We start from the raw sequence: 21908 nt of genomic DNA, 5'->3' as shown, positions 1-21908 counted from the left end.
AACTTCTTTAGAAACAATGAGGACACTCTTTTGATAGAAATAATTAAAAATATGGACAGAGGTATCCTTTTGATGCTGTTGGCTTCTTTGAGCTTTGCGGTGATGGGAGGATTTGCAAAAGTCGTGAGTCAGGTACTCCCTCCTGTGGAAGTGACTTTTTTCCGGAATATCTTTGGGGTCATTCTTGTAGGCGTTGCCATTTATAGAGTCCCTTTAAAGCAAATAGGAGGAAAGCCCTTCTTGCTTATTTTCCGTGGTTCTATGGGGTTTGCAGCGCTTTTGGCATATTTTTATATCATGGCATATATTCCTCTGGGTGAAGCCGTGACCTATAACAAAACCTCACCGATCTTTGTGGCCATATTTGCCTATCTGTTTTTAAATGAGAAATTGCACAAGAGTGCTTTATTGGCCATCATCATAGGATTCATAGGGATTGTTCTGGTAGCACAACCTGAAGGCGGAAGCTTTGACAAATATGACATGTTAGGTATTTTTTCAGGTATAGGTGCAGCACTGGCGTATACTTCCATACGGGAACTCCGAAAGTATTATGATACACGTGCCATAGTGATGTCGTTTATGGGGGTAGGAACTGTTGCTCCGCTATTTCTGATGCTTATCACACCCTATGTGAACGTTTCAGAAGAGTTTGATTGGATGTTTGCAGCGTTTGTCATGCCGGAGGGCAGTCAATGGGCTTATGTTGTAGCCGTAGGTCTCTTTGCAACAATCTCCCAGCTTTTGATGACCAAAGCGTATGAACTGACAAAGGCAGGTATCGTTGGTACCATTAGTTACAGTAATATTGTCTTTGCAGTGGTGATCGGTATCATGCTTGGAGACCCCATTCCTGATATTTGGACAGTTTTGGGTATAATCTTGGTAATATTATCAGGGCTTCTCGTAGCTCTGCCTAAAGGACTAAAATGATTTTAATTGCTGGACCCTGTGTTCTGGAGAGCCGTGACAATGTGATGCGTATCGCAGAATCTTTGGGTCAGTACCATGATGACTGTACCAAAGACTTCTATTTTAAAGCCAGTTTTGACAAAGCCAACCGTACCAGTCTGGATTCTTTTAGAGGGCCGGGACTGGATGAAGGACTTAAAATGCTTCAAGAGGTCAAAGAGCAGTTTGGCTATAAGATCTTAACAGATGTCCATGACTATACACAACCGGCAGCAGCGGCTGAGGTAGCAGATGTACTTCAAATCCCTGCATTTTTATGTCGTCAGACTGATCTGCTTGTGGCTGCTGCAAAAACCTCTGCGGTAGTGAACATCAAAAAAGGACAGTTCCTGGCGCCTGCCGCGATGGAACACTCTGTGGGAAAAGTGCTTAAAACCAGAGGGTTTGACGGAGAGGTCAGTTATGAAAATGCCAAGAAATATAATGTATGGCTCACCGAGAGAGGTACAACATTCGGATACGGTAACCTTGTGGTAGATATGCGTGGTCTTAAAACGATGCGTGAGTTTGCCCCGGTGATCTTTGATGCAACACACTCTGTACAGATGCCAGCTTCCGGCGGAGCAAGTTCAGGTGGAGACGCTTCATTTGTCCCTTATCTTGCACGTGCAGCGGCAGCAGTAGGGGTGGACGGTTTCTTTTTTGAAACACACTTTGATCCGAGTATCGCTTTAAGTGATGGCCCGAACATGATAGAGTTAAGTAAATTGGATGCATTGATCCAACAGATCGATGCGATCAGAATGATCGTCGAATAACATAAATTTAAATACTAAAAATTAAAGGAATAGCATGAAAATTGTAGAAGGTCAGTTATCGGTAGATAAGAGTAAAAAAGTAGCGATCATCAATGCAAGATTTAACCACTTTATTACAGATAGACTGGTAGAGGGAGCAAAAGATGCCTATGCGAGACATGGCGGAAATGCAGAGGATCTCGATCTTATCCTGGTACCGGGTGCATTTGAGATACCGTTCGCATTGGACAAAGCATTGGCTTCTGGTAAATATGATGCCGTATGTTGTTTAGGAGCAGTGATCCGTGGTGCAACCCCTCACTTTGACTATGTATCGGCAGAAGCAACGAAAGGTGTGGCATCTGTCACTCTGAAGCATGGTAAACCGGCAACCTTCGGTGTACTTACCGTAGACAGCATCGAGCAGGCTATAGAGAGAGCAGGTACCAAGGCAGGAAACAAAGGTGCTGAAGCGATGGTAGGACTGATCGAACTTATCAACCTTTACAGTGAGATTGACTAATGGCTACCAGACATCAGGCACGTACCGCTGTAGTCGGGCTACTCTATGCGTATGACCTAGGAAATAATAATATAGGTAAGTTCTCAGATGAAATTTTGGAAGAGGGTAAGATCCGAAACAAGCAAAAAGAGTTTTCAGATATTCTTTTCCAGGGAACTATAGAAAATCTTGAAATGTTGGATGCCAAAATTCAAGAGCATTTGAAGGATTGGGATTATGATGGCATAGGCAAAGTAGAAAAAGCGATCATGAGACTGGGAGCCTATGAGATCCTTGTTGCAAAAACAGATAAAGCCATTATCATCAATGAAGCGGTTGAATTGGCTAAAGAGCTTGCAGATGAAAAATCACCACAGTTTATCAATGGTGTTTTGGATGCATTGGATAAATAAAAATGATAAGCGTTAAAACGCAATCTGAGTGAGGCACTAAATGACGATTCGTACCAATTCCACACATCAACGTATGAGTATTGATGAGGCAGTAGAGCTTATTGAAAACGCTGATCTGAAAACCCTTGGGAAGATGGCACTCGCACGTAAAAAAGAGATGCATCCCAAAGGTGTCACGACATTTGTTGTGGACAGAAATATCAACTACACGAACATTTGTTGGGTGGATTGTAAGTTTTGCGCTTTTTATACGCATGAGAAAAAAGAAGATGCGTACATTCTTACATTTGATGAGATCGATCAGAAGATAGATGAACTTTTGGCCATAGGCGGAACACAGATACTCTTTCAAGGAGGCGTACACCCTAAACTGCAGATAGAGTGGTATGAAGATCTGGTGGAACATATCTCAAAGAAATACCCGCAAGTCACGATACACGGTTTTTCATCCATCGAGATAGATTACATTGCCAACCGTTCAAAGATCAGTATCTCCGAAGTCCTGCGCAGATTGAAAGCAAAGGGGCTCAGTTCAATTCCCGGTGCAGGTGCAGAGATACTTTCAGACAGGGTACGTGACATCATCGCACCTAAAAAACATGATAAAGACACATGGCTGGATGTACATCGTCAGGCACATAAACTTGGCATCAAGTCAACGGCTACAATGATGTATGGTACGGTAGAGACAACCCGTGAGATCGTAGAACATTGGGATTATGTACGTCAGCTTCAGGATGAAACCGGAGGGTTTAGAGCATTTATCATGTGGTCTTATCAAAGCGACCATACACAGCTGAAAAGAGAGTTACCGACGATCACTAAGACCTCTTCAAATCTCTATCTCCGTTATCTGGCTGTAGCCAGACTCTTTTTGGACAATGTACCCAACATTCAGAGTTCATGGGTCACACAGGGCTCTTACATAGGACAAATGGCACTGCTTTTCGGTGCGAATGATCTGGGTTCAACGATGATGGAAGAAAACGTCGTTTCTGCAGCAGGAGCGAAAAACCAGATGAACCAGGAAGAGATGATCAAGCTCATCAGAGATGTGGGGGAAAACCCTGCAAAACGCAATACTGCGTATGAGATATTAGAACGTTATTATTGATTAGATGTTTTTGAGGCAAAGTTCAAAAGAATTACGTTAACTTACGACTCGGTATTTAGTGCCCTGGTCGCACTGCAATGTAGTTATTTGTTAGCAGTTGATTCATGTGACCAGTCACAATTATTTTTACTTTAGAGTAAATAAAAACCTAAAGGTTTTATATGAAGAAAATTATTTTATTATGGATAGCAGTACAAGGAGTATTGATGGCAGCATTCGTTCAAGAGATCGAGGTTAAAGGAAGCAAAGTACCTGTTATATTTGAGCAAGAGAAGTATCTTCCTATCGTATCGATCCAACTGATCTTTAAAAATGCAGGACATTTGAGCAATACCAAAGATGGTTTGGCCGATATGTCTGCAAGACTTATGAATGAAGGTACCTCTAAAGAGGGTAGTGTAGGGTTTGCTACAAAACTTGATGCGCATGCTGTAGAGATCGGTGCACATGTGGGACGTGAGAGTTTCGTGATAGAGGTCTCTTCATTAAAAAGTGAATTTCCCTATGCGGTAGAGCGTCTGGAGGAACTTTTAAAGGATCCGAACTACACCAAAGAGGCATTGTCTCAGATTAAACATCAAAAGATCGGCTGGCTGACACAAAAGAAGAGTGATTTTGATTATATCGCAGGTACCTCTTTGAGAGCGACTCTTTTTAAAGGGAGCGCGTTAGCCAGACCCTATGACGGTACGATCGAGAGTATAGAGAGTATGTCGCTGGAAGATATCCAGACATTTATCTCTACACATTTAGGGTATAACAATGCCATAGGGGTTGTGGGCGGTGATATCACATTGGATGAAGCAGAAGGATATCTGACAAAACTGCTTGCAGTGTTGCCGAAAGTTGAAGAGAAAGAAGTGGAATGTGTTCAGGCTTCAGATAAAAAAGAAGTCGTACTGATCGATGAAGATACGCAACAGGCGTATATCTATTTTGGTGCGCCATTCAACTATAGCTATAAAGAGAAAGATCAGTACCTGGCAAAGATCGCGGAGTATCTTCTTGGAGGTGCCGGTTTTGGTTCGCGTCTCATGGAAGAGATACGTGTAAAACGCGGACTTACCTATGGTGTCTACTCTTCATTCAGACGTACAAAACCGGTGTCGTATCTGAGCGGATATATGCAAACCAAGCTCAGTACGCAGAACGAGGCAAAAGATCTGATACAAGAGGTGGTAGACACATTTGTCAAAGAGGGTATCACCCAAAAAGAGCTTGATGAGACTAAGAAGTTCTTACTTGGGTCTGAGCCTCTGCGCACAGAAACACTTTCACAAAGACTGCATAGAGCCTATAATGACTATTACTATGGCAGACCACTTGATTTTAGTAAAGCGCAGTTAAAAAAGATCGAGTCTGTCACACTGGATGAGGTCAATGCTTTTATCAAAGCACATACTGAGTTGTCAGATATCACTTTCAGCATTGTCACAAAAAAGGAAGATCCTCCTAAGAAATAATATGTCAATCTGACATATTATTTCTTTTGTCTCTAAAACTTTTGTATAATCATACAAACAGAAGGGCATTGGGATGGAAGAAGCAAAACAACTTTTTAAAAAACTCAAAATTCACTCTCTACTTGATCTCGCACTGATCATCCCGACTTCTTATAACGATACGACACTCTCAACCACCCTGGAACTAGGTAAGGTCAATACCCTTGAGGCCAAAGTGGTGGATTCGAGTATTTATTCAGGTAAGCTGCGTGTCACCTTCAACCTCACACGATCAGGCAGGCGGCTCTCTTCTACATTTTTCAGGGTGACACCGTACCATCATAAACTTTTTGAAGTGGGGTCCAGCCATGTGATACAAGGCAGGCTGGAGGAGTATAAGGGCTATTTGCAAATGTCACAGCCCAAATCCATTAAAACGATAGGTAAAATCACACCCAAGTACAAAACCGTACTCAAAGAGAGTGAGATCTCTTCACTGATAGCATGTTATGTCAATGAACAGAATCTATACAATGAAGGGTTGGACAGTAAAGAGGTCTCTACGCTGATGCATATCCATTTCCCAAAAAGTATGGAAGAGGTATATGAGGGTACAACATTCAAGCCTGACTTTGTCACTGCACTGAAGTTTGTTGAAGCGTATAATCATCTCAAAAAATTACGGGGTAAAAGGGCAGATTTCCCTGCACACAGAGCACTGACGGGGAGTATAGAAAACTTTGTGGATCATTTGCCTTTTACGCTGACACAAGAACAGCAATCGGTCATAGCAGAGATACGATCAGATCTGGGAAGAGAAGACAAAGCAGCCAAACGTATGGTCGTTGGCGATGTGGGTTCAGGCAAAACGATGGTGATACTGGCTTCTGTGATGATGGCACTGCCGCATAAGAGTATATTGATGGCACCGACCTCACTTCTTGCACTGCAACTTTACGAAGAAGCATGTAAGCATTTGCCCAAACACGTCAAAGTGGCATTGGTCATGCAGGGTAAAGATCAAGGAGATTACAGAGAAGCAGATTTTATCATCGGTACACATGCACTGCTTTTCAAAGAGGACCTTCCTAAGGCCTCTTTGGTGATGGTAGATGAACAGCACCGCTTTGGTACCAAACAGAGACAGAGCCTGGAAGCTTTGGTCAGCAAGGGAGATAAAAAACCACATTTCATACAGTTCTCTGCTACCCCTATACCTAGAACACAGGCGATGATGGAGTCTGAACTGATTGATGTCAGTCTCATTACGACAACGCCTTTTGAACGTGAAGTATTGACCCAGACGATCAGTAAACAAGATTTTCCCAATCTTTTGACACATATCAAAGAGGAAATCGCACAGGATCATCAAGTACTCATCATTTACCCCTTGGTAGAAGAGAGCAGTGAGGTACCCTATCAGTCTCTGGAAGAGAGCAGAGGCTTCTGGGAAAAGAAGTTTGAGCATGTCTATGTCACACACGGTAAAGATAAACAGAAAGAGGATGTGTTACTTGAATTCAGAGAGAAAGGAAACATACTTTTAGCGACAACTGTGGTTGAAGTGGGTATCTCCTTACCGAGGCTTACGCTTATCGTTGTCGTAGGTGCAGAACGGCTTGGACTTGCCACACTGCATCAACTCAGAGGTAGGGTAGGACGTAACGGTTTAAAGAGCTGGTGTTATCTCTACTCTAACACTACAGAGAATTTCAGGCTTGAGCAGTTTTCACAAACAACCAATGGCTTTGACATAGCAAAACTGGATCTGAAGTTTCGAGACAGTGGTGATATTCTAGATGGTACGATACAAAGCGGTCAAAAGTTTAAGTGGCTGGATATGGCTGAGGATGAAGAGGTGATTATGAGGGCTAAAAATAGATTGGGAAGTGTAGGAGTGTGATCCTCGGGGTCTCCCGAGGAAATTTCCAAAGAGGAATTTAATAAAGTCCGAATTTACCGTCCGCTCTTTTATACATGACACGCATCAAACCCTCATTGTCATTAAATACGATAAATTGTCTTTTTTTCTCGGCTTGCAATGCGTCTATCGCTTCATCAAAATCAAGCGGTTTGTGAAGTTCTAAGTCCATTGGAACGATCTCTACTTCCTCTGCGGTCAATTCACTGACAGCTTCAGCCTCTTCTCCCAGATCTCTAAAACTCATAATTTTATGATCTTTTATTTTATCTGCATGTCTTCTAAGTGATTTTTTCACTCTTTCTATCGCCAGGTCCAGAGCGGCATACACATCTTTATCTACTTGGGTGATAACGATCGTGTTTTTATCTTTAAGGTTAATAATGAACTCTGTGACAAAGCCTTTTTTCCCATTCTTTTCACTGGCTGAGATCACAGTGCTTGCAGAAATTATGTCTAAATGATATTTTTCTAAACCATCGATGGCTGCTTCAGCATATGCTTTTATAGGATCAGTCAGTTCGAAATGTCTTCCCGTTATACTTTTGTTCATAATATATCCTTAATATTAAAGTATAGATATATCGCTATATCCATACTTAATTTTAACTTAAGATACTTAATGAAAGGTAAATAGAAGAGGGTTTTTATCTCTTATTAATCCGCACTGACATACCCTGTCTCAGGAACAATTATTACAGTAATGGGTGTCGAACCATCTGCAAAGCTAAATACGATATTACAGTCTAGAGACATATATTTGCTGTAGTCATTTGTAGCACTTCCTATATCATTATATGTTCTACCGAGGTGGTCAAATGCAATTTCAGGGGCAGTATTTGAACATCCACCACTAAAGGTCATATTTATGACACCATATTTTTTTCCTATGAAGATATTAGAGCTTTCATCAATATCAATAGTGCTATCATCAGTAAACATATATTTTCCATCTTGAGGATCAATGGCAGTTTCATTTTTATCTACAGTACCATTCTGGTTATCATCGGATGAAATAGTGTAGAAGTTAGCTAAATTGTTACCTGATATCGAGAAAGTGATTTTCCAGAGCTTCTTCTGCCAATTTGGATCTGTAGGATCGGTTTTGTCATCATTGAGTGCCAAGTGCTGTGTATAACGAATGGCAGCAAGGATATTGTCCTTGGCTTCCTGTCTGAGATCTCGGTCCATTCTAGGAAGTGCTAACGACGCAAGGATACCTAATACAACGATAACAAAGACAAGTTCCAACATAGTAAAGGCTTTTGTGTGTTTATGTAAAGTTCTCATATTTTTTGTAAGCTCCTTCTATGATAGGTCATATTGAGACCATCGGGATGGTCGTAGTCAGGGTAGCGAACAAAGACATCAACTATGATATTAAGTGGAGACTTGGGTGTAATTACGTCATTTCCAGGATTCAAAATATTAGTACAGCCGCCATTCAGTATATTATGATGTCCTATATAGGATATATTAACATTCACATTGTAATCATTAAAGCTTCCGTTAATAGTATTGAGACAGGTAGTATTTTGATCGTTGGCAGTAACGGCCATAATCGCATACTCAGTATAACTTTTAGCTAAGAGCATTGCTTGTTCACGTTGGAATTGTGCAGTAGTTTCTTTGACCATTTTACCTGAAAGGTTCACGATGAAGGCAGCTACAGTTGCCATCAAAACAATGATAAAGATCGCCGTTAACATTGAAAATGCTTTTCTCATTAGAATACCGCCTTTTCTTTACAAGCTGTGATGTTGACATCTTCACTGATAGGTTCTTCTTTACAGATCTTAAATCTTATCGTACGTCCTGCTCCCTTGAATTTGAATGTACTGACATTCTTCATCAACAGAGATTTTGTATTGCCCACAGGTGTTGCTGGTGTAGGGTCAAAATTATAATAGAGATAAAGGTCTCCATTTTCTACTATTAAAGCATAAGAACTCCATGCTAGTTTATAGTGTTCCACAATGCGTGATGCACCGGTACCTGTAAGTGCTATAGTATCACCATCTACAATAGTAGCATTATAATCTGTTGGATCATAAGGGAAATAGAGCGAAAGTCTACTAAAGCCGGGAAAGAGATTATTTATAATGGTTGTCGTGTCAGCTAATGCAGAACCAGGAGTTTCAATAGAAGTTTGTGTACTGATATTGATATCGCAAAATCCACTCCACCCGGGGACACTAGTTGCACTGAAACTTTCTGTGTCACTCCCCACCCACTGTAATCCTTTATACTCATCACCTACTACACCGGCAGGAAAATCAGAATCAATTGGTTCATAAGTATCATTCGTTCTGACACGAAACACTGTTCCTGGAATAGCAGAAGCAAGTCTATTGGCTATTTGTGTAGCCGCTAATTCAGTTTTAAGTGTAGCCCGATGTTGTGCTCTTTGAACAATATAGCTTTCATAAACTTTGACGATCATTTCAGAACCAATAGAAGCAACGATGCCGAGTATGACGATGACAAAGACAAGTTCAAGCATACTGAAAGCAGGTTTAAATCGATATTGTTTCATACTAGAATTCCTTATCTTCAAGTCTGTATCCACCTATGTTGCAGCTAAAGCCACGTAAGATAATCTCTTTGTCAAGCTCATCAGTGCCACTGCTACTTGTTACCTTTACAATAATAGATTTTATATTTGTAGTAGCTCCATCATCTGTAAAGGAAGGGGCAAATGTGATAGTTGTTTGATTGTAGTTGGCACTGTCACTACTGTAGACGACCTCCCTATCAATATCAATAGTGTTTGTCTCCACAGTATCTGCTATGGAAGTTTCAACTTCTCTTAGGTTCCTGACTCCCGTGAAATCATCAATATCGTCCTCCTCAGTTTCCGTTCCATCACTACCCAAAGATGAGGCATTGAGATCATCTCTACCATCAGCACGTATAAAAGAACGATAACTCTCTTTAGGTGTACCAAGACGGCGTCCGGTAGTACCATCTTCATCTAGGGCACTATCACCATTTGATACAATGAGTATAGGATCTATATACTCATCACTCACATCATTTTCATCCCAATGGTATCCCATGATCATATTCACTTGTGCTGCAGCTTCATTAATCGCTTCCTGCTGGATAGCAACATAACCACTTTTAGCAGCTGTACTGATGAGTTGCGGGGCAGACATCAGTATGATACCCATAATAACTATAGCAAATATCAATTCTAGCATTGCGATTGCTGGACGCATTATTTTAGTTTTTAACATCATTTACCATTCCAACCGTCTGTTTTTCTTTGTACTGACATTGCTGTCAACAACATGACCAGTATCTCCATGTCCTGCCCAATCAGAACTACCAATAAAACGTACTTTATAGAATGGACTTGGAAGATTTAAAGAGTCTTCATTATAGATTAACCAACTATTTGTATAAGGAGGTGTCGCAGTATAGTAAGGCAAGGTCAATGGAAGTATATTGTGAACCAACTCTATAGGCACTGTCATTGGTCTATCTGATGAGGTTGCGGTTACTGTGACATCTGGATCTATCCCCCCTGAGGTAATTCGTACTGCTGCTGGGTCAGTAGAGATAGTAGAGGAGATAGACGCAGTACCTGAAGGTGTGATGATACCTGTTTGCAGTGTAACATTTCCATCATGACGCGTACTGTCCTCAGTGTGATTTAAGGATAACCACCAATCAGCTTCATTGATCTGTGCATTGTCTGTATCTATACCTTTGTCAGAGCATTCCGTAAAAAGAAGATCACAATACACATCAATTGCTATAGGTGTATTTACGCTAGAAGTAATGATGTCATCATAAATGTATAGGGACGGACGGGCTCTTCCATAATAGAAAGTAGCATTGTTCTCGGCATTTTCTTCTACACAGCCCGGATCTGCTGCACAGGTTGTTGAAGTATTTTGATCACCGATGCGGCTTCCGTTGATATCTGCTGTATCACCATCCTCAGGGTCAACATACTGTGAAAGCATAGAGATGGAAAGATAAGAACCGTTGACATCAAAAGGATTAGCAGGTTGATTGATCTCTCTACGGAAATTGAAGTCAAGTGGATAGGTGCTTTCATTCCAGTCAATATAACGTGTCCCATTTTCATCCTCAGTTCCTGGACGACCAAATCCTACCAGTTGATTACTGATATTCGATTCATTTGCATCAGGGAAAAGATATCCATTAGGGTTTCCATATGTAGGAACGATAACAGTAGGAGTGACAGTGATATTATTTTCATAATAGAGTGCCCCAGTTCTAAAGTTTCTTGTAATATTACCGTCTTTGTTTAATGCTTCTATACGTGTCTTTATTCGAGCTGCCATTGGACTTCTTGTAGGCGGATTTGTACTTGGCATGCCTCTATTATCTGCAATATAGGTAAAATTACTGTCCGGACCGGCATGGTTGGTAATGTTAAGTTCTGCAAATTTAAAGTGATGAGGAATGAATGTGATATTTCTATCTCCACAGATATAAGTACCGTTCTCATCACAGTTCATAGGTGTATCATCATTATCTACTGCTGACCAATTTTGGTCTTGAACATGAAGTGTAATATCGCCTACATCATCATAGGCTATATGTATCGATTCTTCTGCGGTTGCGGGTTCTATAGAAGCACTTGAACTTGATAGGCCGTTAATAGAATAGAAAAGGTAAGAATCATTCATAGTAAGATTACCAAACATTAGATCGTCTGTAGCTAGGGTAGTATAATTATCATTAAAATATTTGATTGCAGAAGCATTGATGTCATCGTTGAAAGGATAATCTGAAATAGTGTATTGGTCGGTTGCTGAACCTACAGCATCACGCGCAGTTAATGCAATCGGATAATCTTCCCCCGCACGGAGAAGATGTGGAAAATTCTGATGTGTTGCATTGATATCAAATCTTTCAGGACGAATGGCAAAATTGTCTGTAGAACACTCTGGAAAAGCATTTAGTGTACACATTAAACATCCAACTTCATTGTCATAGAGTGGATTGTATCCAGTACAGCTTGTATCATTTGGACCACAACTATATCCACCATTTGACGGGGTACATGGTTGACCATTTAAGACATTACAGCGTTCATAAGCTGAAAGGCCAAAGGCATCATAATAGTTATTTGCACTGTTGACACATTGCCCAAGTCCTGCAAGGTTACCTTGCGTTGAACTGGTATATACACATTTTACACCAGTATTGTCAAGGATCGCCCCAAGATCAATATAGCTGACCAGAATACGAGAAGCACGACTAGCTGAGCTATCTACCGTCATATTCGCCTCTACAGCAGTCATTCCATCAGTGATGTTAAATACCATTGGAAGCCCTGTGTCACTATCGATAATTGTTTTTTGTGTAATACAACTGTTATCACTTAGATAGGGAATGACAATAAAAGACATATCTGGATCAGTATGCTGATAGGGTACGGCTACATTATCCCCATTAAGATGTACACCTGTTATAGGTGTGAATGTTTTTGCAGCAATTTTTGTTTTTATTACCTTTGATGTTCCGTCATTGTATGCTGCTTGAGTGGTAAAAGTATCAATAACATCTGCATGTTCCGGTGGTGGAGGATTAAGAATGAGATTACCATCATAGACATATACTGTAGCATACGATGATTTAGTATTATTTGTAGTATCATTGAGAGCACTGACTTCAACCGTGTTGTTGAGTTCTGTATTATAATCTGGAGCCCGAAAACTGTACCAAATTTCAATGAGACCCGGAACTCCACTATTCCCTGTTCTTCCATCAATTTCCCCGTCAATACAGGTCAACACACTGGAATCAGTAAGTGGCATTCCTGGTGTAATGGCTGAACCGTCAATGGTACAGTTAAAACCAGCATCATCAATCATTTGAAAATCTGTAAGACCTGTTACAGGAGGAAGGGTATCTATCACCGTTACATGATTATCGACTTCAGCATCGTCTTTTGCCTCATTTGCTACAGTCAGTACGTATGTAATAGTATCATTTAGGTCAACTACCCTGCTTGACGGGGTTTTGGCTATAAGAAGATCTATATCTGCATCACTTGCAACACAAACACTACTAGCATCGTCCCATGTACATGTTGAGACAGCATTACACTCACTTGTACTGTGATAACTACTACATGATGGTGCTCCCAACGCCTGAATGGAAAAGAAAAAAGAGAGTATGAATATGAGAATGTATTTTAAACGGACTACATTTTGTACTGAAGCATTAAGTAAATTTTTTTTCATCTTATATCCTACATATCGTTCAAGTAATGATTAATTATACTATAAAAGCATAATATACAGCTATAAAAGAGAGGTATATGCAGAAAATAGTTAGAGCAATGACTGTCTTTAGTCAAATTGCAACCCAGCCATCTCTTTTGAGACCCGTGGCTTTCCGTCCCTACTTCACAATAGGTTTGGCCATACTCTTTTATTATTATTAATTATAATGACATAAAACAACTTAATTCTTATATAAAACGAAGCAATTTATACCAAACCTAATACGCTTTTTACATACTTTGAGCTATTATATATGTAATTAGATTTTAATTTAGGGAAAGATATGAACTTGAAGAGAAGTGTGTTAGTAGGTATGGCTGCAGCGATGTCATTATTATTTGTGGGGTGCGGTGATGAGAAGGAAGTGGCTGAGTTTAATAAACCGGCACTCTATTGGTATCAGAAAATAGCCGGCAGTATTACGAGTGGAAATTTGGATAAGGCAGATGCGTACTACATCTCCCTTAAGAGTGAACATATGCGTTCACCGTTGATGCCGACCTCTTTGATGATGCTTGCTCATGCACATATGAATGCTGAAGAGTACCTGCTTGCGAACTATTATCTTGATGAGTATAACAAACGTTTTGGTGAGTATGAAAGTCGTGAGTATACAGACTTCATGAAACTCAAAGCGTCATTTCTGGGTATCAAAGATGTCTATAAGGACCAAAAATTGATCATAGACAGTATCGCTGCGGCTAAAGTGTATATCAATCGTTATCCTGGTTCTCCCTATGCACCGCTTGTTAATACCATGCTGATAAGATTACATATGAGTCAATACCTGCTCAATGAGAATATCGCGGCACTGTATGACCGTACGGGCAAGGAAGAGGCGGCAAAGATCTATAGAGAGAAAAACAAAGGCTCTGTGGTTGAAATGACCGATATCACACCGCCTGAAAAAGGTATCATCGGTTATGTCTTTGACTAACCTTTGAATTAAGGTGAGACTAAAAGCACTTTTGATAGGGTGCTTCGGTGTCTACACTACATATATATAAAACAAAATAAATATTTTTAAAGGAGCAACATTATGCAACTTAGTGATTATGATGCGTTTCCCACTACCTTACCGATAGTGGTCGAGGATGAGCTTTTCCTCTACCCTTTTATGATCAGTCCCATTTTTCTTACAGACCAAAAAGATATCGATGCTGCAGCAGATGCGATGGAAAACAATTCGTTACTCTTTGTGACGTCTTCCATGCCAGGAAAAGAGGGCATACATGATTTTGATTCCATGTATAAAGTTGGGGTGATCGGTTCGATCATGCGAAAAGTACATATACCTGATGGAAGGGTCAAGATACTTTTCCAGGGACTTGCCCGCGGAAAGATCATTGAACCTCAAGAAGGACCTTTTAACCGTGCCGTGATCGATGTGGTCACGTTAGAGAGTTACAATAAGCTCAAAGCAGATGCGTTGATGGATATTCTCAGAGATAAAGTCAAAAAACTCTCAGCGCTAAACTCTCAGATCCCTGCAGACCTTGTACGTACCATAGAAGAGAATGATGAGCCAAACCGTATCGCAGACCTTGTTTCGTCTATGTTGAAACTGGATAAAGAAGTCGCTTATGTCCTCTATGTGGAGATGAATATCGAGAAACGTCTCTTGGGGCTTATTGACATTGTCACTTCTCAGATAGAGTCTGCGAAAGTGCAGCGTGAGATACGTACAAAAGTACATTCGAAGATAGAACAGACCAACAAAGAGTATTTCTTAAAAGAACAGCTCAAAGAGATACAGCAAGAGCTCGGCATGGATACGCAAAGGGAAGAGGAGATCGCCAATTTTAGAGAAAAAATAGCGGAACTCAAACCTCACATGCAAGAGGATGCGTTTAAAGAGATCAGTAAACAGTTGGACCGCTTCGCCCGTATGCATCCTGATTCTGCAGATGCCAATGTACTTCAGAGTTATCTGGAATGGGTACTCGAAGTGCCATTTGGAAAGTTGACCAAGAAAAATCTGAGTGTGAAAGATGTTTCTCTTGAGCTTGACAAGGACCATTATTCTTTGGAAAAACCCAAAGAGCGCATCGTTGAATTCTTCTCTGTACGTGAACTCGCAGAGCTTAGAGGGATCAAACAAAAAGAGACGGGAGGCGTCATACTCTGTTTTGCAGGCCCTCCTGGTGTAGGGAAAACCTCACTTGCCAACTCCATCGCCACTGCATTGGGAAGACCGCTTGTACGTATGGCACTGGGTGGACTTGAAGATGTCAATGAGCTTCGAGGACACAGAAGAACGTATGTGGGAGCAATGCCAGGACGTTTAGTGCAGGGACTCATAGAAGCCAAAAGTATGGATCCTGTCATTGTACTCGATGAGATAGACAAAGTAGGGCGCAGTATGAGGGGTGATCCGACAGCTGCCCTGCTTGAGATACTTGATCCGGAGCAGAACAGCAAGTATAGAGATTATTATCTCAATTTCAATATTGATCTGAGCAAAGCTATTTTTATCGCTACAGCCAATGAAGTTGGCCGTATACCTGCCCCGTTGCGTGACAGGATGGAATTCATAGGATTGAACTCTTATACACCTAAAGAGAAATTTGAGATCGCAAAGCGCTATCTCATACCTCAGGAGCTTAAAAAGCATGCATTAAAAAGTAGAGAATTTTCTATTACGGATAAAGCACTGAAAACATTGATAGATGAATATACCAGAGAAGCGGGTGTACGAAATTTACGTCGTAGAATAGCCGGATTAATGCGAAAAGGTGCAAGACAGCTTTTGGAAGATAAAACAAAAGACAGTATTAGGATCTCAAGAAAGAATTTGGAAAAATTTATAGATAAAAAAGTCTTCGAGATCTCTTTGGTAGACAGTAAGCCTCAAGTCGGAGTTGTCAGCGGATTGGCTTGGACGGCAGTGGGAGGGGATGTTTTAACCATAGAAGCTATCAAGATCAAAGGTAAGGGTGCCTTACAGCCAACGGGTAGTTTAGGCGATGTGATGAAAGAGTCTGTCCGTATCGCACATTCTGTGGTGAAGATACTGATAGACAATGGAGAGCTTCCTATCTCTCCTTCCATCATTCCTCACAGTGCCAAAGAGAGAGAAGAGCGTATCGCAGTGGATGCAAGCGAAGTCTATAAGCGTTATGACCTTCATATCCATGTGCCTGAGGGAGCAACTCCGAAAGATGGTCCCAGTGCCGGTATTGCTATGGTAAGTGCCATCGCTTCTATTTTAAGCGAGCAAAAGATAGACAATAAGGTTGCAATGACAGGTGAAGTTACACTGACAGGAAAGGTATTGCCTATAGGCGGGCTCAAAGAAAAATTGATCGCTGCATATAAAGCAGGGGTTGAAAAGGCACTCATTCCGATGAAGAACTATGAACGTGACTTAGAGGATATTCCTGATGAAGTAAAGCATAATGTAAAAATCATTGGGGTTTCTCGTATTGAAGAAGTATTGAAAGAAATATTTGTAAAATAGTAAGCTTTTTTCTACAGTTTGACCGGCCGAAAGGCTGGTCAAATTATTGTTTTAAGAGATCAGTTAGCCTGCCCACTGGTCTAATTTTTCATAGAGATTGTCTTGCATCACGGGTTTACGTAAGAAGTCGTTTGCGCCGTTGTCATACACTTCCGTTTTACGTGTATCATCCGTAGAGAGTACAATGACAGGCACATGTGCATTATTCATATCAGATCTAAAGATCTTGAGAAATTCTATCCCATCCACAACAGGCATCATGATATCTAACAGTATGATATTGATAGTAGGATCTTTTTTCATTTTATCTAAGGCGTCAGACCCGTTTTCTGCCTCAATAATGTCTATTACTTTTGGATTCTTCTTTAAAAGAGTCTGTAGGAGCTTTCTGTTGATGAAGTCATCATCAACAACAAGTACTTTTAATGCCATGTTTCTTATCCTCTATACTTCGTTATTATGTTTTCTATCTCTTCTTTAGAAGCTGTATTTGAGATGGTTTCACCTTTTTGTACACTTACTTCTTGAGAGACATTTGTATTGCTTGATGAAATTATAGCTACATTTCCATTAGAGCGGCTGATACTCTCCGTTACCAGGTCGGTATCTGTAAAGAGTATATCATAGTCACCTGATGCCAATCTGCTTTCCAGCATATCCATATCATCCAATGTATCATAGTCGTGCCCTAGATTTTCCAGGACTTTTGCAAGAACTCTACGAGTCAATAAGAATTTTTTAGCAATAAGGATCTTTGCCTCTTTTGGTGTCTCCGTGAGGTCTGCCATTGGCTCTTCGAGAGTGAGTTCTGGCTCATCAGAGATTTCAGCGACTGGAGTGATACTTTCTTCAGGTGTTGCAACCACATCTTCTATAACGTCCTCTTCTCTCTTGACAGATTCTACAGTCTCGTTACTTGCCTTGTCTGATAAGAACTTGTTAAGGATATAAAGTAACTCTGTCGTTTCAATTGGCTTGGTGATATACTCATCCATACCCTCACTTAAGAACCTCTCTCTGTCACCTTTAAGTGCATTGGCTGTTAAGGCTACGATCGGGATATGCGCTAACTCTTCATCTTCTTCATAGTCAAGGATCTCATGTGTTGCTTCAATACCATCCATCACAGGCATTTGAATATCCATAAAGAGAAGATCATAGTCACCACTTCTACGTTTTTCAAATGATTCAAGACCGTTGTTTGCAATATCCACTGTGATACCATGCTCTTCAAGTATACGTCTAATAAGTTTCTGGTTAATGATATTGTCTTCAGTCACCAATACTTTGGCATCAAACTTGGTCTGTTGTGTTGCTGCTGCTTCTTCAATACGCTGAGGTGCTACAGTCGCTGTATTGTTTAAGACGGTTTTGAGTTTACTGAGTGTAACCGGTTTAAAGAGAACACGACTTTGATCAATACCCAGCTCTTCAACCTTATTACGGCTTGTGACATTCGCAATAACAATAAGTTTTGATTTATCCATATTATGGATAGCATCCAGTATGTTCTGTCTTGCTTTGTCAATATCGATCCAGTAGTTCTTACACGTATCATTATAATCAAGCTCTTTGAGTTCAGCTATGGATTCAAAATGTTTAACCGTTGGTCCAAAGTATTCAAACCATTTTTCCAGATTGGTGTCGAGTTTTGTCGGAATATCTTGCTCGTATTTACCTATAACAAGATCGGTAAATGCATTTTCATAATTAACTTCAGTAGATGCAACCTCTTCTAACGGCAATGAGAAGAAGAATGATGTACCATGGTCTTTCGCACTTTCAAGCTCCAGTTTTCCACCCATCAGTTCAACGAATTGACTGGAAATAGTAAGACCAAGACCTGTACCACCATATTTTCTTGTCACCGATACATCCGCTTGTGAGAATGCATCAAAAATACGTGACTGTTGGTCTTTTGTCATACCGATACCATTATCTCTTACCGTAAATTTAACTCTGTTCACACCATTTTCATCTGTCTCTTTTACGATATCAAGGTTCACCTCTCCACCGTAACTTGTAAATTTGACGGCATTGGAAAGAAGGTTGATAATGATCTCTTTGATCTTTGTTGGATCCCCTTTGAGTTTTGCAGAGATCGTTGGATCCATATAATAGTTCATATCGATATTTTTTTCTGTTGCAGCAACTGCATAGGTTTCCACTGCACTTTCGAACTCTTCAGCTGCATCAAATACGATACTTTCAATCTCAACCTTGTTACTTTCAATTTTTGAAAGGTCAAGAATGTTATTGATAATGCTCAGAAGGTTTTCAGAACTTTTATCAATGATTGCAAGGAATTCCTCTTGCTCTTCGGTAAGGTGTGTACTACGTAATATTTCTGTAAAACCGACAATACCGTTCAGCGGTGTACGGATCTCATGTGACATGTTTGCCAGGAAAAGAGATTTTGCTTCATTGGCCTGTAGGGCAATGAGTTTATCATCTTTTGCTGTTTCAACGAGGTCCTCAAGGAACTTATAGGCTTCTTTTGTACCTTCGTGGGTATCAAGATCAATATTTTCAATCGCATGTGAGTCTGATGCAAGGTATTGATCGCTGGCTTTCATCTCTTCAACAGCTTTGTTAAGTACGTCTTCAAGCTCTTTAATGTTTCTAGTAATATCTCTTGCAGTTGTGTATCCGAGGTATGCCAAAATAAAACTCAGCAACCAGATAGCACCTGCGATACCAAGAAGTAAAAGTTGTTTATCAAGGTAAAGGTTACTTTTTTTCCATAAAGCATTTGAAACCACAAGTTCTGCTTTTGAAAGCAAAGCGATCTTCTGTGTTTGAAGTGCAAACCAGTCCATAACCGATTCTGCATAGTCACCGTTATCGATATCTGTTTGAATCGCAGATGATGTAAGTGCCAGGTCATTCATCACTTCTTTTGCATGCTCATTATAGAGGACTTTTTCAAGTTGTTGACGCAATGCACTATTGTCTACCTGTTTTATATCAAAAATATGCGCTTTTGTTTTAAACTCATCCCATAAAGCGATCTCCTCAAATGATAAAGAAGATTTTTTTGTCATGTAGTATGAAATAAATCCTCTTTCAAGTCCGCTGTACTCTGTCGCTGTATAAATTTGTGCAAGTATATCGATCAGTTCTGAAATATCTGTATCAAGCGGATAATTCTTCAGTGTAAGGACCTTGTCAAGTGTTGGCGTCGATAAACCGTTTCTATAGGTTTGAAAAAAGGCAGTTTTGAAATCAATATTTGCAGTATCTATCTTTTTCCTCTCTTCAGGAAGTGTACCGATATTTGACACAAGCAGCGTATAAGGGTCTAATGGTTTTGCTTTCTCTCCTTCCAAAAGTGTAACCAGGAAAGGAAGATATACTTTTTTGTCTGTGATAACTTCATATTTTAGGTTTTCAAAAGATTCATCTAACTTCTCTCGCTGTTTGATAAGTGCATCTGCATACATTTCCTTATCACTGCCTAGATATAAGGCCGTTAATCCACTCTCTTTACCTATTTCGATCAGTGATTTGCCCAATGCACCGTTATTGATCAATGTCGTTTTGAGTGCATTTGCCTTTTCATAGTTTACATATGAAGTTACAAAGAAATAACTTGAAAGTAAAATGAGTAGAGAAATTGGCACAAGACCAATGAGTTTAAGTCTATTACGTATAGTCATAGTTTATTTCCTTTTATTTTGCTAGCGCATTTATTTGAATTTCGAAAGACAAAAAGTGTCCCCAATAGTCTTTGATCAAAGCTTCCAAATCACTGCTGTCTTCACAAAACTGTATCTTATAGAGCGTATCAGCTAATGGATTGATACGAAGGTTACTTGCAGCGCCTTTAAGAAGATGTCCTATCTTCTGAATGGCATCCAGATCACCCTCTTCATAGGCTTTTAGCATATTCTTGGTTTCACTATGACACTGTTCGATAAAATCATTTACAAATTCTTCAATAAGTTCTACAGGTAAAGAGAGGTCATTGGCTGCTTCTTCAAGTTGAAAGTCAAAGTGAATTGGTTTAATACCTTCAAGAGAAATAGTACCAAAGCCTTTTTCATTGATCATCACTTCTGGTTTACTTTCTTTTTCTTCAACATCAAAAAGGTCTAGCTCAGTCTCTTTTTGGGTATCAAAGAGGTCCATTTCAGGTTCTGCTTGAGAGCTTGGTGATTTAGTGATTCTTGAGAGAGCTGTGTAAAAAGATTCGACCGTTGCTTTTTGTTCACCTGCAGGCGCTGCATCAATTCTTTTTAGGAGGTCTCCGATAACCGGCAATTGTAATACTTCGCCAAGATGGGAAAGTGTTGCAACAGCATTGGAACGTGTTGCGCTCTCTTCACTCTGTAGATCCGTTTCAAGTTCCAATGCCGTATCGATATATTCATTGAGAAATGTATTGTAATCTTCATGAGAAACACCGATCTGTTGACATACTTTATCCAGATCTATTAGAATTTCAGCAGTATCCTCTGCTTCAGGTTTCTCCATTATGACTTCATCTTCTCTATCGGACAATCCCAAGTCAAGGATATCTGTATCTTCGGTCATGATATCGAGCGGTTCTTCCACCGTCTCAATGCTGCTCTGTGTTTCTTCTTCCATAACAAGATCAAAGAGTTCGTTGTCTTCTATAGCAACTTCAGGTTCTTTGCTTGGTTCCTCTGTATCAAGAGGAGCGATACTTTCTGTTTCCTCTTCCATGACAAGATCAAAGCGTTCGCTGTCTTCTACAGCAACTTCTTTTTCTTCACCCGTTTCCTCTCTATCAAGAGGAGCGATATTTTCTACCGTATCATCAAGTGTTAATACCGATAGATCATTTTCTTCTGCTTTTTCTTCTTCTGCTTGTATTTCAACCAATGTGATATGACCAAGCATACTTGAAAGAGACGTTTTGGAGACAGGAAACGTTTTTTCATTTTGATCTGTAGTGATCGTGATTTTTGTTTCAGATAAATCAAATTTTGTATCGCCTAATGCAATGTTTAATGATAATGCATCTATATGCGACAACCCGCATAATTCCAATAGATTCTTATCAGCAGCGATAATTTGATTTGTTTCATTTAATATATAGTACATTTTGT

General features: G+C 40.1%; 18 protein-coding genes and 1 riboswitch. Of the genes, 9 read left to right on the top strand and 9 right to left on the bottom strand.

What is annotated here, in order from left to right:
• Positions 1 to 30: 30 nt before the first annotated feature.
• From LDM98_RS06285 to recG, 7 genes are all read left to right on the top strand, one after another.
• Positions 31 to 933 carry a DMT family transporter gene (locus tag LDM98_RS06285; RefSeq protein ID WP_223898485.1) on the top strand — a complete coding sequence of 301 codons (903 nt, stop codon included), beginning with the start codon at positions 31 to 33 and terminating at the stop codon, positions 931 to 933.
• Positions 930 to 1730 (top strand): 3-deoxy-8-phosphooctulonate synthase, encoded by an 801-nt coding sequence (kdsA, locus tag LDM98_RS06280; protein WP_223898484.1) that lies wholly within the window; start codon positions 930 to 932, stop codon positions 1728 to 1730. Before LDM98_RS06285 ends, kdsA begins: the two co-directional genes overlap by 4 nt.
• A gap of 34 nt (positions 1731 to 1764) precedes the next feature.
• Complete coding sequence (gene ribH, locus LDM98_RS06275) at positions 1765 to 2232, top strand: 6,7-dimethyl-8-ribityllumazine synthase (protein ID WP_223898483.1); 468 nt, start codon at positions 1765 to 1767, stop codon at positions 2230 to 2232.
• Positions 2232 to 2624, top strand: coding sequence for a transcription antitermination factor NusB (gene nusB, locus LDM98_RS06270; RefSeq protein ID WP_223898482.1), 393 nt, complete (start codon positions 2232 to 2234; stop codon positions 2622 to 2624). Before ribH ends, nusB begins: the two co-directional genes overlap by 1 nt.
• Positions 2625 to 2664: 40 nt before the next feature.
• Positions 2665 to 3738 carry a dehypoxanthine futalosine cyclase gene (locus LDM98_RS06265; protein ID WP_223898481.1) on the top strand — a complete coding sequence of 358 codons (1074 nt, stop codon included), beginning with the start codon at positions 2665 to 2667 and terminating at the stop codon, positions 3736 to 3738.
• Between the two features lie 206 nt (positions 3739 to 3944).
• On the top strand, positions 3945 to 5201 hold the full coding sequence (locus LDM98_RS06260) for a pitrilysin family protein (RefSeq protein WP_223898480.1): 1257 nt from the start codon (positions 3945 to 3947) through the stop codon (positions 5199 to 5201).
• A 73-nt stretch (positions 5202 to 5274) separates the two neighbouring features.
• The gene (gene recG / locus LDM98_RS06255; RefSeq protein WP_223898479.1) at positions 5275 to 7083 is read left to right on the top strand and encodes an ATP-dependent DNA helicase RecG; all 1809 of its coding nucleotides are present in this window, start codon (positions 5275 to 5277) and stop codon (positions 7081 to 7083) included.
• A gap of 37 nt (positions 7084 to 7120) precedes the next feature.
• Here recG and hpf read toward each other — a convergent pair whose 3' ends face one another.
• From hpf to LDM98_RS06225, 6 genes are all read right to left on the bottom strand, one after another.
• The gene (gene hpf, locus LDM98_RS06250) at positions 7121 to 7654 is read right to left on the bottom strand and encodes a ribosome hibernation-promoting factor, HPF/YfiA family (RefSeq protein ID WP_223898478.1); all 534 of its coding nucleotides are present in this window, start codon (positions 7652 to 7654) and stop codon (positions 7121 to 7123) included.
• Between the two features lie 104 nt (positions 7655 to 7758).
• Positions 7759 to 8391 carry a Tfp pilus assembly protein FimT/FimU gene (locus LDM98_RS06245; protein ID WP_223898477.1) on the bottom strand — a complete coding sequence of 211 codons (633 nt, stop codon included), beginning with the start codon at positions 8389 to 8391 and terminating at the stop codon, positions 7759 to 7761.
• A complete protein-coding gene (locus LDM98_RS06240; RefSeq protein ID WP_223898476.1) occupies positions 8388 to 8828 on the bottom strand; it encodes a type II secretion system protein in 441 nt (146 codons plus the stop codon). Before LDM98_RS06240 ends, LDM98_RS06245 begins: the two co-directional genes overlap by 4 nt.
• Positions 8828 to 9637 (bottom strand): type II secretion system protein, encoded by an 810-nt coding sequence (locus LDM98_RS06235; protein WP_223898475.1) that lies wholly within the window; start codon positions 9635 to 9637, stop codon positions 8828 to 8830. Before LDM98_RS06235 ends, LDM98_RS06240 begins: the two co-directional genes overlap by 1 nt.
• 1 nt (position 9638) lies before the next feature.
• Positions 9639 to 10322: a type II secretion system protein gene (locus tag LDM98_RS06230; RefSeq protein WP_223898474.1), complete on the bottom strand. Its 684-nt coding sequence runs from the start codon at positions 10320 to 10322 to the stop codon at positions 9639 to 9641.
• A 21-nt stretch (positions 10323 to 10343) separates the two neighbouring features.
• Positions 10344 to 13331 (bottom strand): DUF11 domain-containing protein, encoded by a 2988-nt coding sequence (locus LDM98_RS06225; RefSeq protein WP_223898473.1) that lies wholly within the window; start codon positions 13329 to 13331, stop codon positions 10344 to 10346.
• Positions 13332 to 13446: 115 nt separating this feature from the next.
• Positions 13447 to 13522: riboswitch (cyclic di-GMP riboswitch) on the bottom strand.
• A gap of 134 nt (positions 13523 to 13656) precedes the next feature.
• On the opposite strand from LDM98_RS06225, the gene LDM98_RS06220 reads away from it, so the two are divergent.
• Entirely contained in the window at positions 13657 to 14310 is a 654-nt protein-coding gene (locus LDM98_RS06220) for an outer membrane protein assembly factor BamD (protein ID WP_223898472.1), read from the top strand.
• A gap of 102 nt (positions 14311 to 14412) precedes the next feature.
• Positions 14413 to 16833: an endopeptidase La gene (lon, locus tag LDM98_RS06215; protein WP_223898471.1), complete on the top strand. Its 2421-nt coding sequence runs from the start codon at positions 14413 to 14415 to the stop codon at positions 16831 to 16833.
• Between the two features lie 63 nt (positions 16834 to 16896).
• Here the strand turns inward: lon and LDM98_RS06210 are convergent, their stop codons facing one another.
• The 3 genes from LDM98_RS06210 to LDM98_RS06200 are packed head-to-tail and all read right to left on the bottom strand — an operon-like array spanning position 16897 to position 21903.
• Positions 16897 to 17265 (bottom strand): PleD family two-component system response regulator, encoded by a 369-nt coding sequence (locus tag LDM98_RS06210; protein WP_223898470.1) that lies wholly within the window; start codon positions 17263 to 17265, stop codon positions 16897 to 16899.
• Between the two features lie 5 nt (positions 17266 to 17270).
• On the bottom strand, positions 17271 to 20492 hold the full coding sequence (locus LDM98_RS06205; protein ID WP_223898469.1) for an ATP-binding protein: 3222 nt from the start codon (positions 20490 to 20492) through the stop codon (positions 17271 to 17273).
• Between the two features lie 13 nt (positions 20493 to 20505).
• Entirely contained in the window at positions 20506 to 21903 is a 1398-nt protein-coding gene (locus LDM98_RS06200; RefSeq protein WP_223898468.1) for an Hpt domain-containing protein, read from the bottom strand.
• Positions 21904 to 21908 lie beyond the last annotated feature (5 nt).

Origin of the sequence: Sulfurovum sp. TSL1 (assembly GCF_019972135.1) — a bacterium.
Classification (GTDB): domain Bacteria; phylum Campylobacterota; class Campylobacteria; order Campylobacterales; family Sulfurovaceae; genus Sulfurovum.
This window is presented reverse-complemented; position numbering and strand designations above follow the sequence as displayed.

Bases quoted from the DNA above. Each gene is read 5' to 3' on its own strand.
- LDM98_RS06210 (WP_223898470.1), bottom strand. From the start codon at position 17,265: ATGGCATTAAAAGTACTTGTTGTTGATGATGACTTCATCAACAGAAAG.
- LDM98_RS06240 (WP_223898476.1), bottom strand. From the start codon at position 8,828: ATGAGAAAAGCATTTTCAATGTTAACGGCGATCTTTATCATTGTTTTG.
- lon (WP_223898471.1), top strand. From the start codon at position 14,413: ATGCAACTTAGTGATTATGATGCGTTTCCCACTACCTTACCGATAGTG.
- LDM98_RS06205 (WP_223898469.1), bottom strand. From the start codon at position 20,492: ATGACTATACGTAATAGACTTAAACTCATTGGTCTTGTGCCAATTTCT.
- LDM98_RS06200 (WP_223898468.1), bottom strand. From the start codon at position 21,903: ATGTACTATATATTAAATGAAACAAATCAAATTATCGCTGCTGATAAG.
- LDM98_RS06265 (WP_223898481.1), top strand. From the start codon at position 2,665: ATGACGATTCGTACCAATTCCACACATCAACGTATGAGTATTGATGAG.
- LDM98_RS06235 (WP_223898475.1), bottom strand. From the start codon at position 9,637: ATGAAACAATATCGATTTAAACCTGCTTTCAGTATGCTTGAACTTGTC.
- ribH (WP_223898483.1), top strand. From the start codon at position 1,765: ATGAAAATTGTAGAAGGTCAGTTATCGGTAGATAAGAGTAAAAAAGTA.
- LDM98_RS06220 (WP_223898472.1), top strand. From the start codon at position 13,657: ATGAACTTGAAGAGAAGTGTGTTAGTAGGTATGGCTGCAGCGATGTCA.
- kdsA (WP_223898484.1), top strand. From the start codon at position 930: ATGATTTTAATTGCTGGACCCTGTGTTCTGGAGAGCCGTGACAATGTG.
- recG (WP_223898479.1), top strand. From the start codon at position 5,275: ATGGAAGAAGCAAAACAACTTTTTAAAAAACTCAAAATTCACTCTCTA.
- nusB (WP_223898482.1), top strand. From the start codon at position 2,232: ATGGCTACCAGACATCAGGCACGTACCGCTGTAGTCGGGCTACTCTAT.
- LDM98_RS06260 (WP_223898480.1), top strand. From the start codon at position 3,945: ATGGCAGCATTCGTTCAAGAGATCGAGGTTAAAGGAAGCAAAGTACCT.
- LDM98_RS06225 (WP_223898473.1), bottom strand. From the start codon at position 13,331: ATGAAAAAAAATTTACTTAATGCTTCAGTACAAAATGTAGTCCGTTTA.
- LDM98_RS06245 (WP_223898477.1), bottom strand. From the start codon at position 8,391: ATGAGAACTTTACATAAACACACAAAAGCCTTTACTATGTTGGAACTT.
- LDM98_RS06230 (WP_223898474.1), bottom strand. From the start codon at position 10,322: ATGCGTCCAGCAATCGCAATGCTAGAATTGATATTTGCTATAGTTATT.
- hpf (WP_223898478.1), bottom strand. From the start codon at position 7,654: ATGAACAAAAGTATAACGGGAAGACATTTCGAACTGACTGATCCTATA.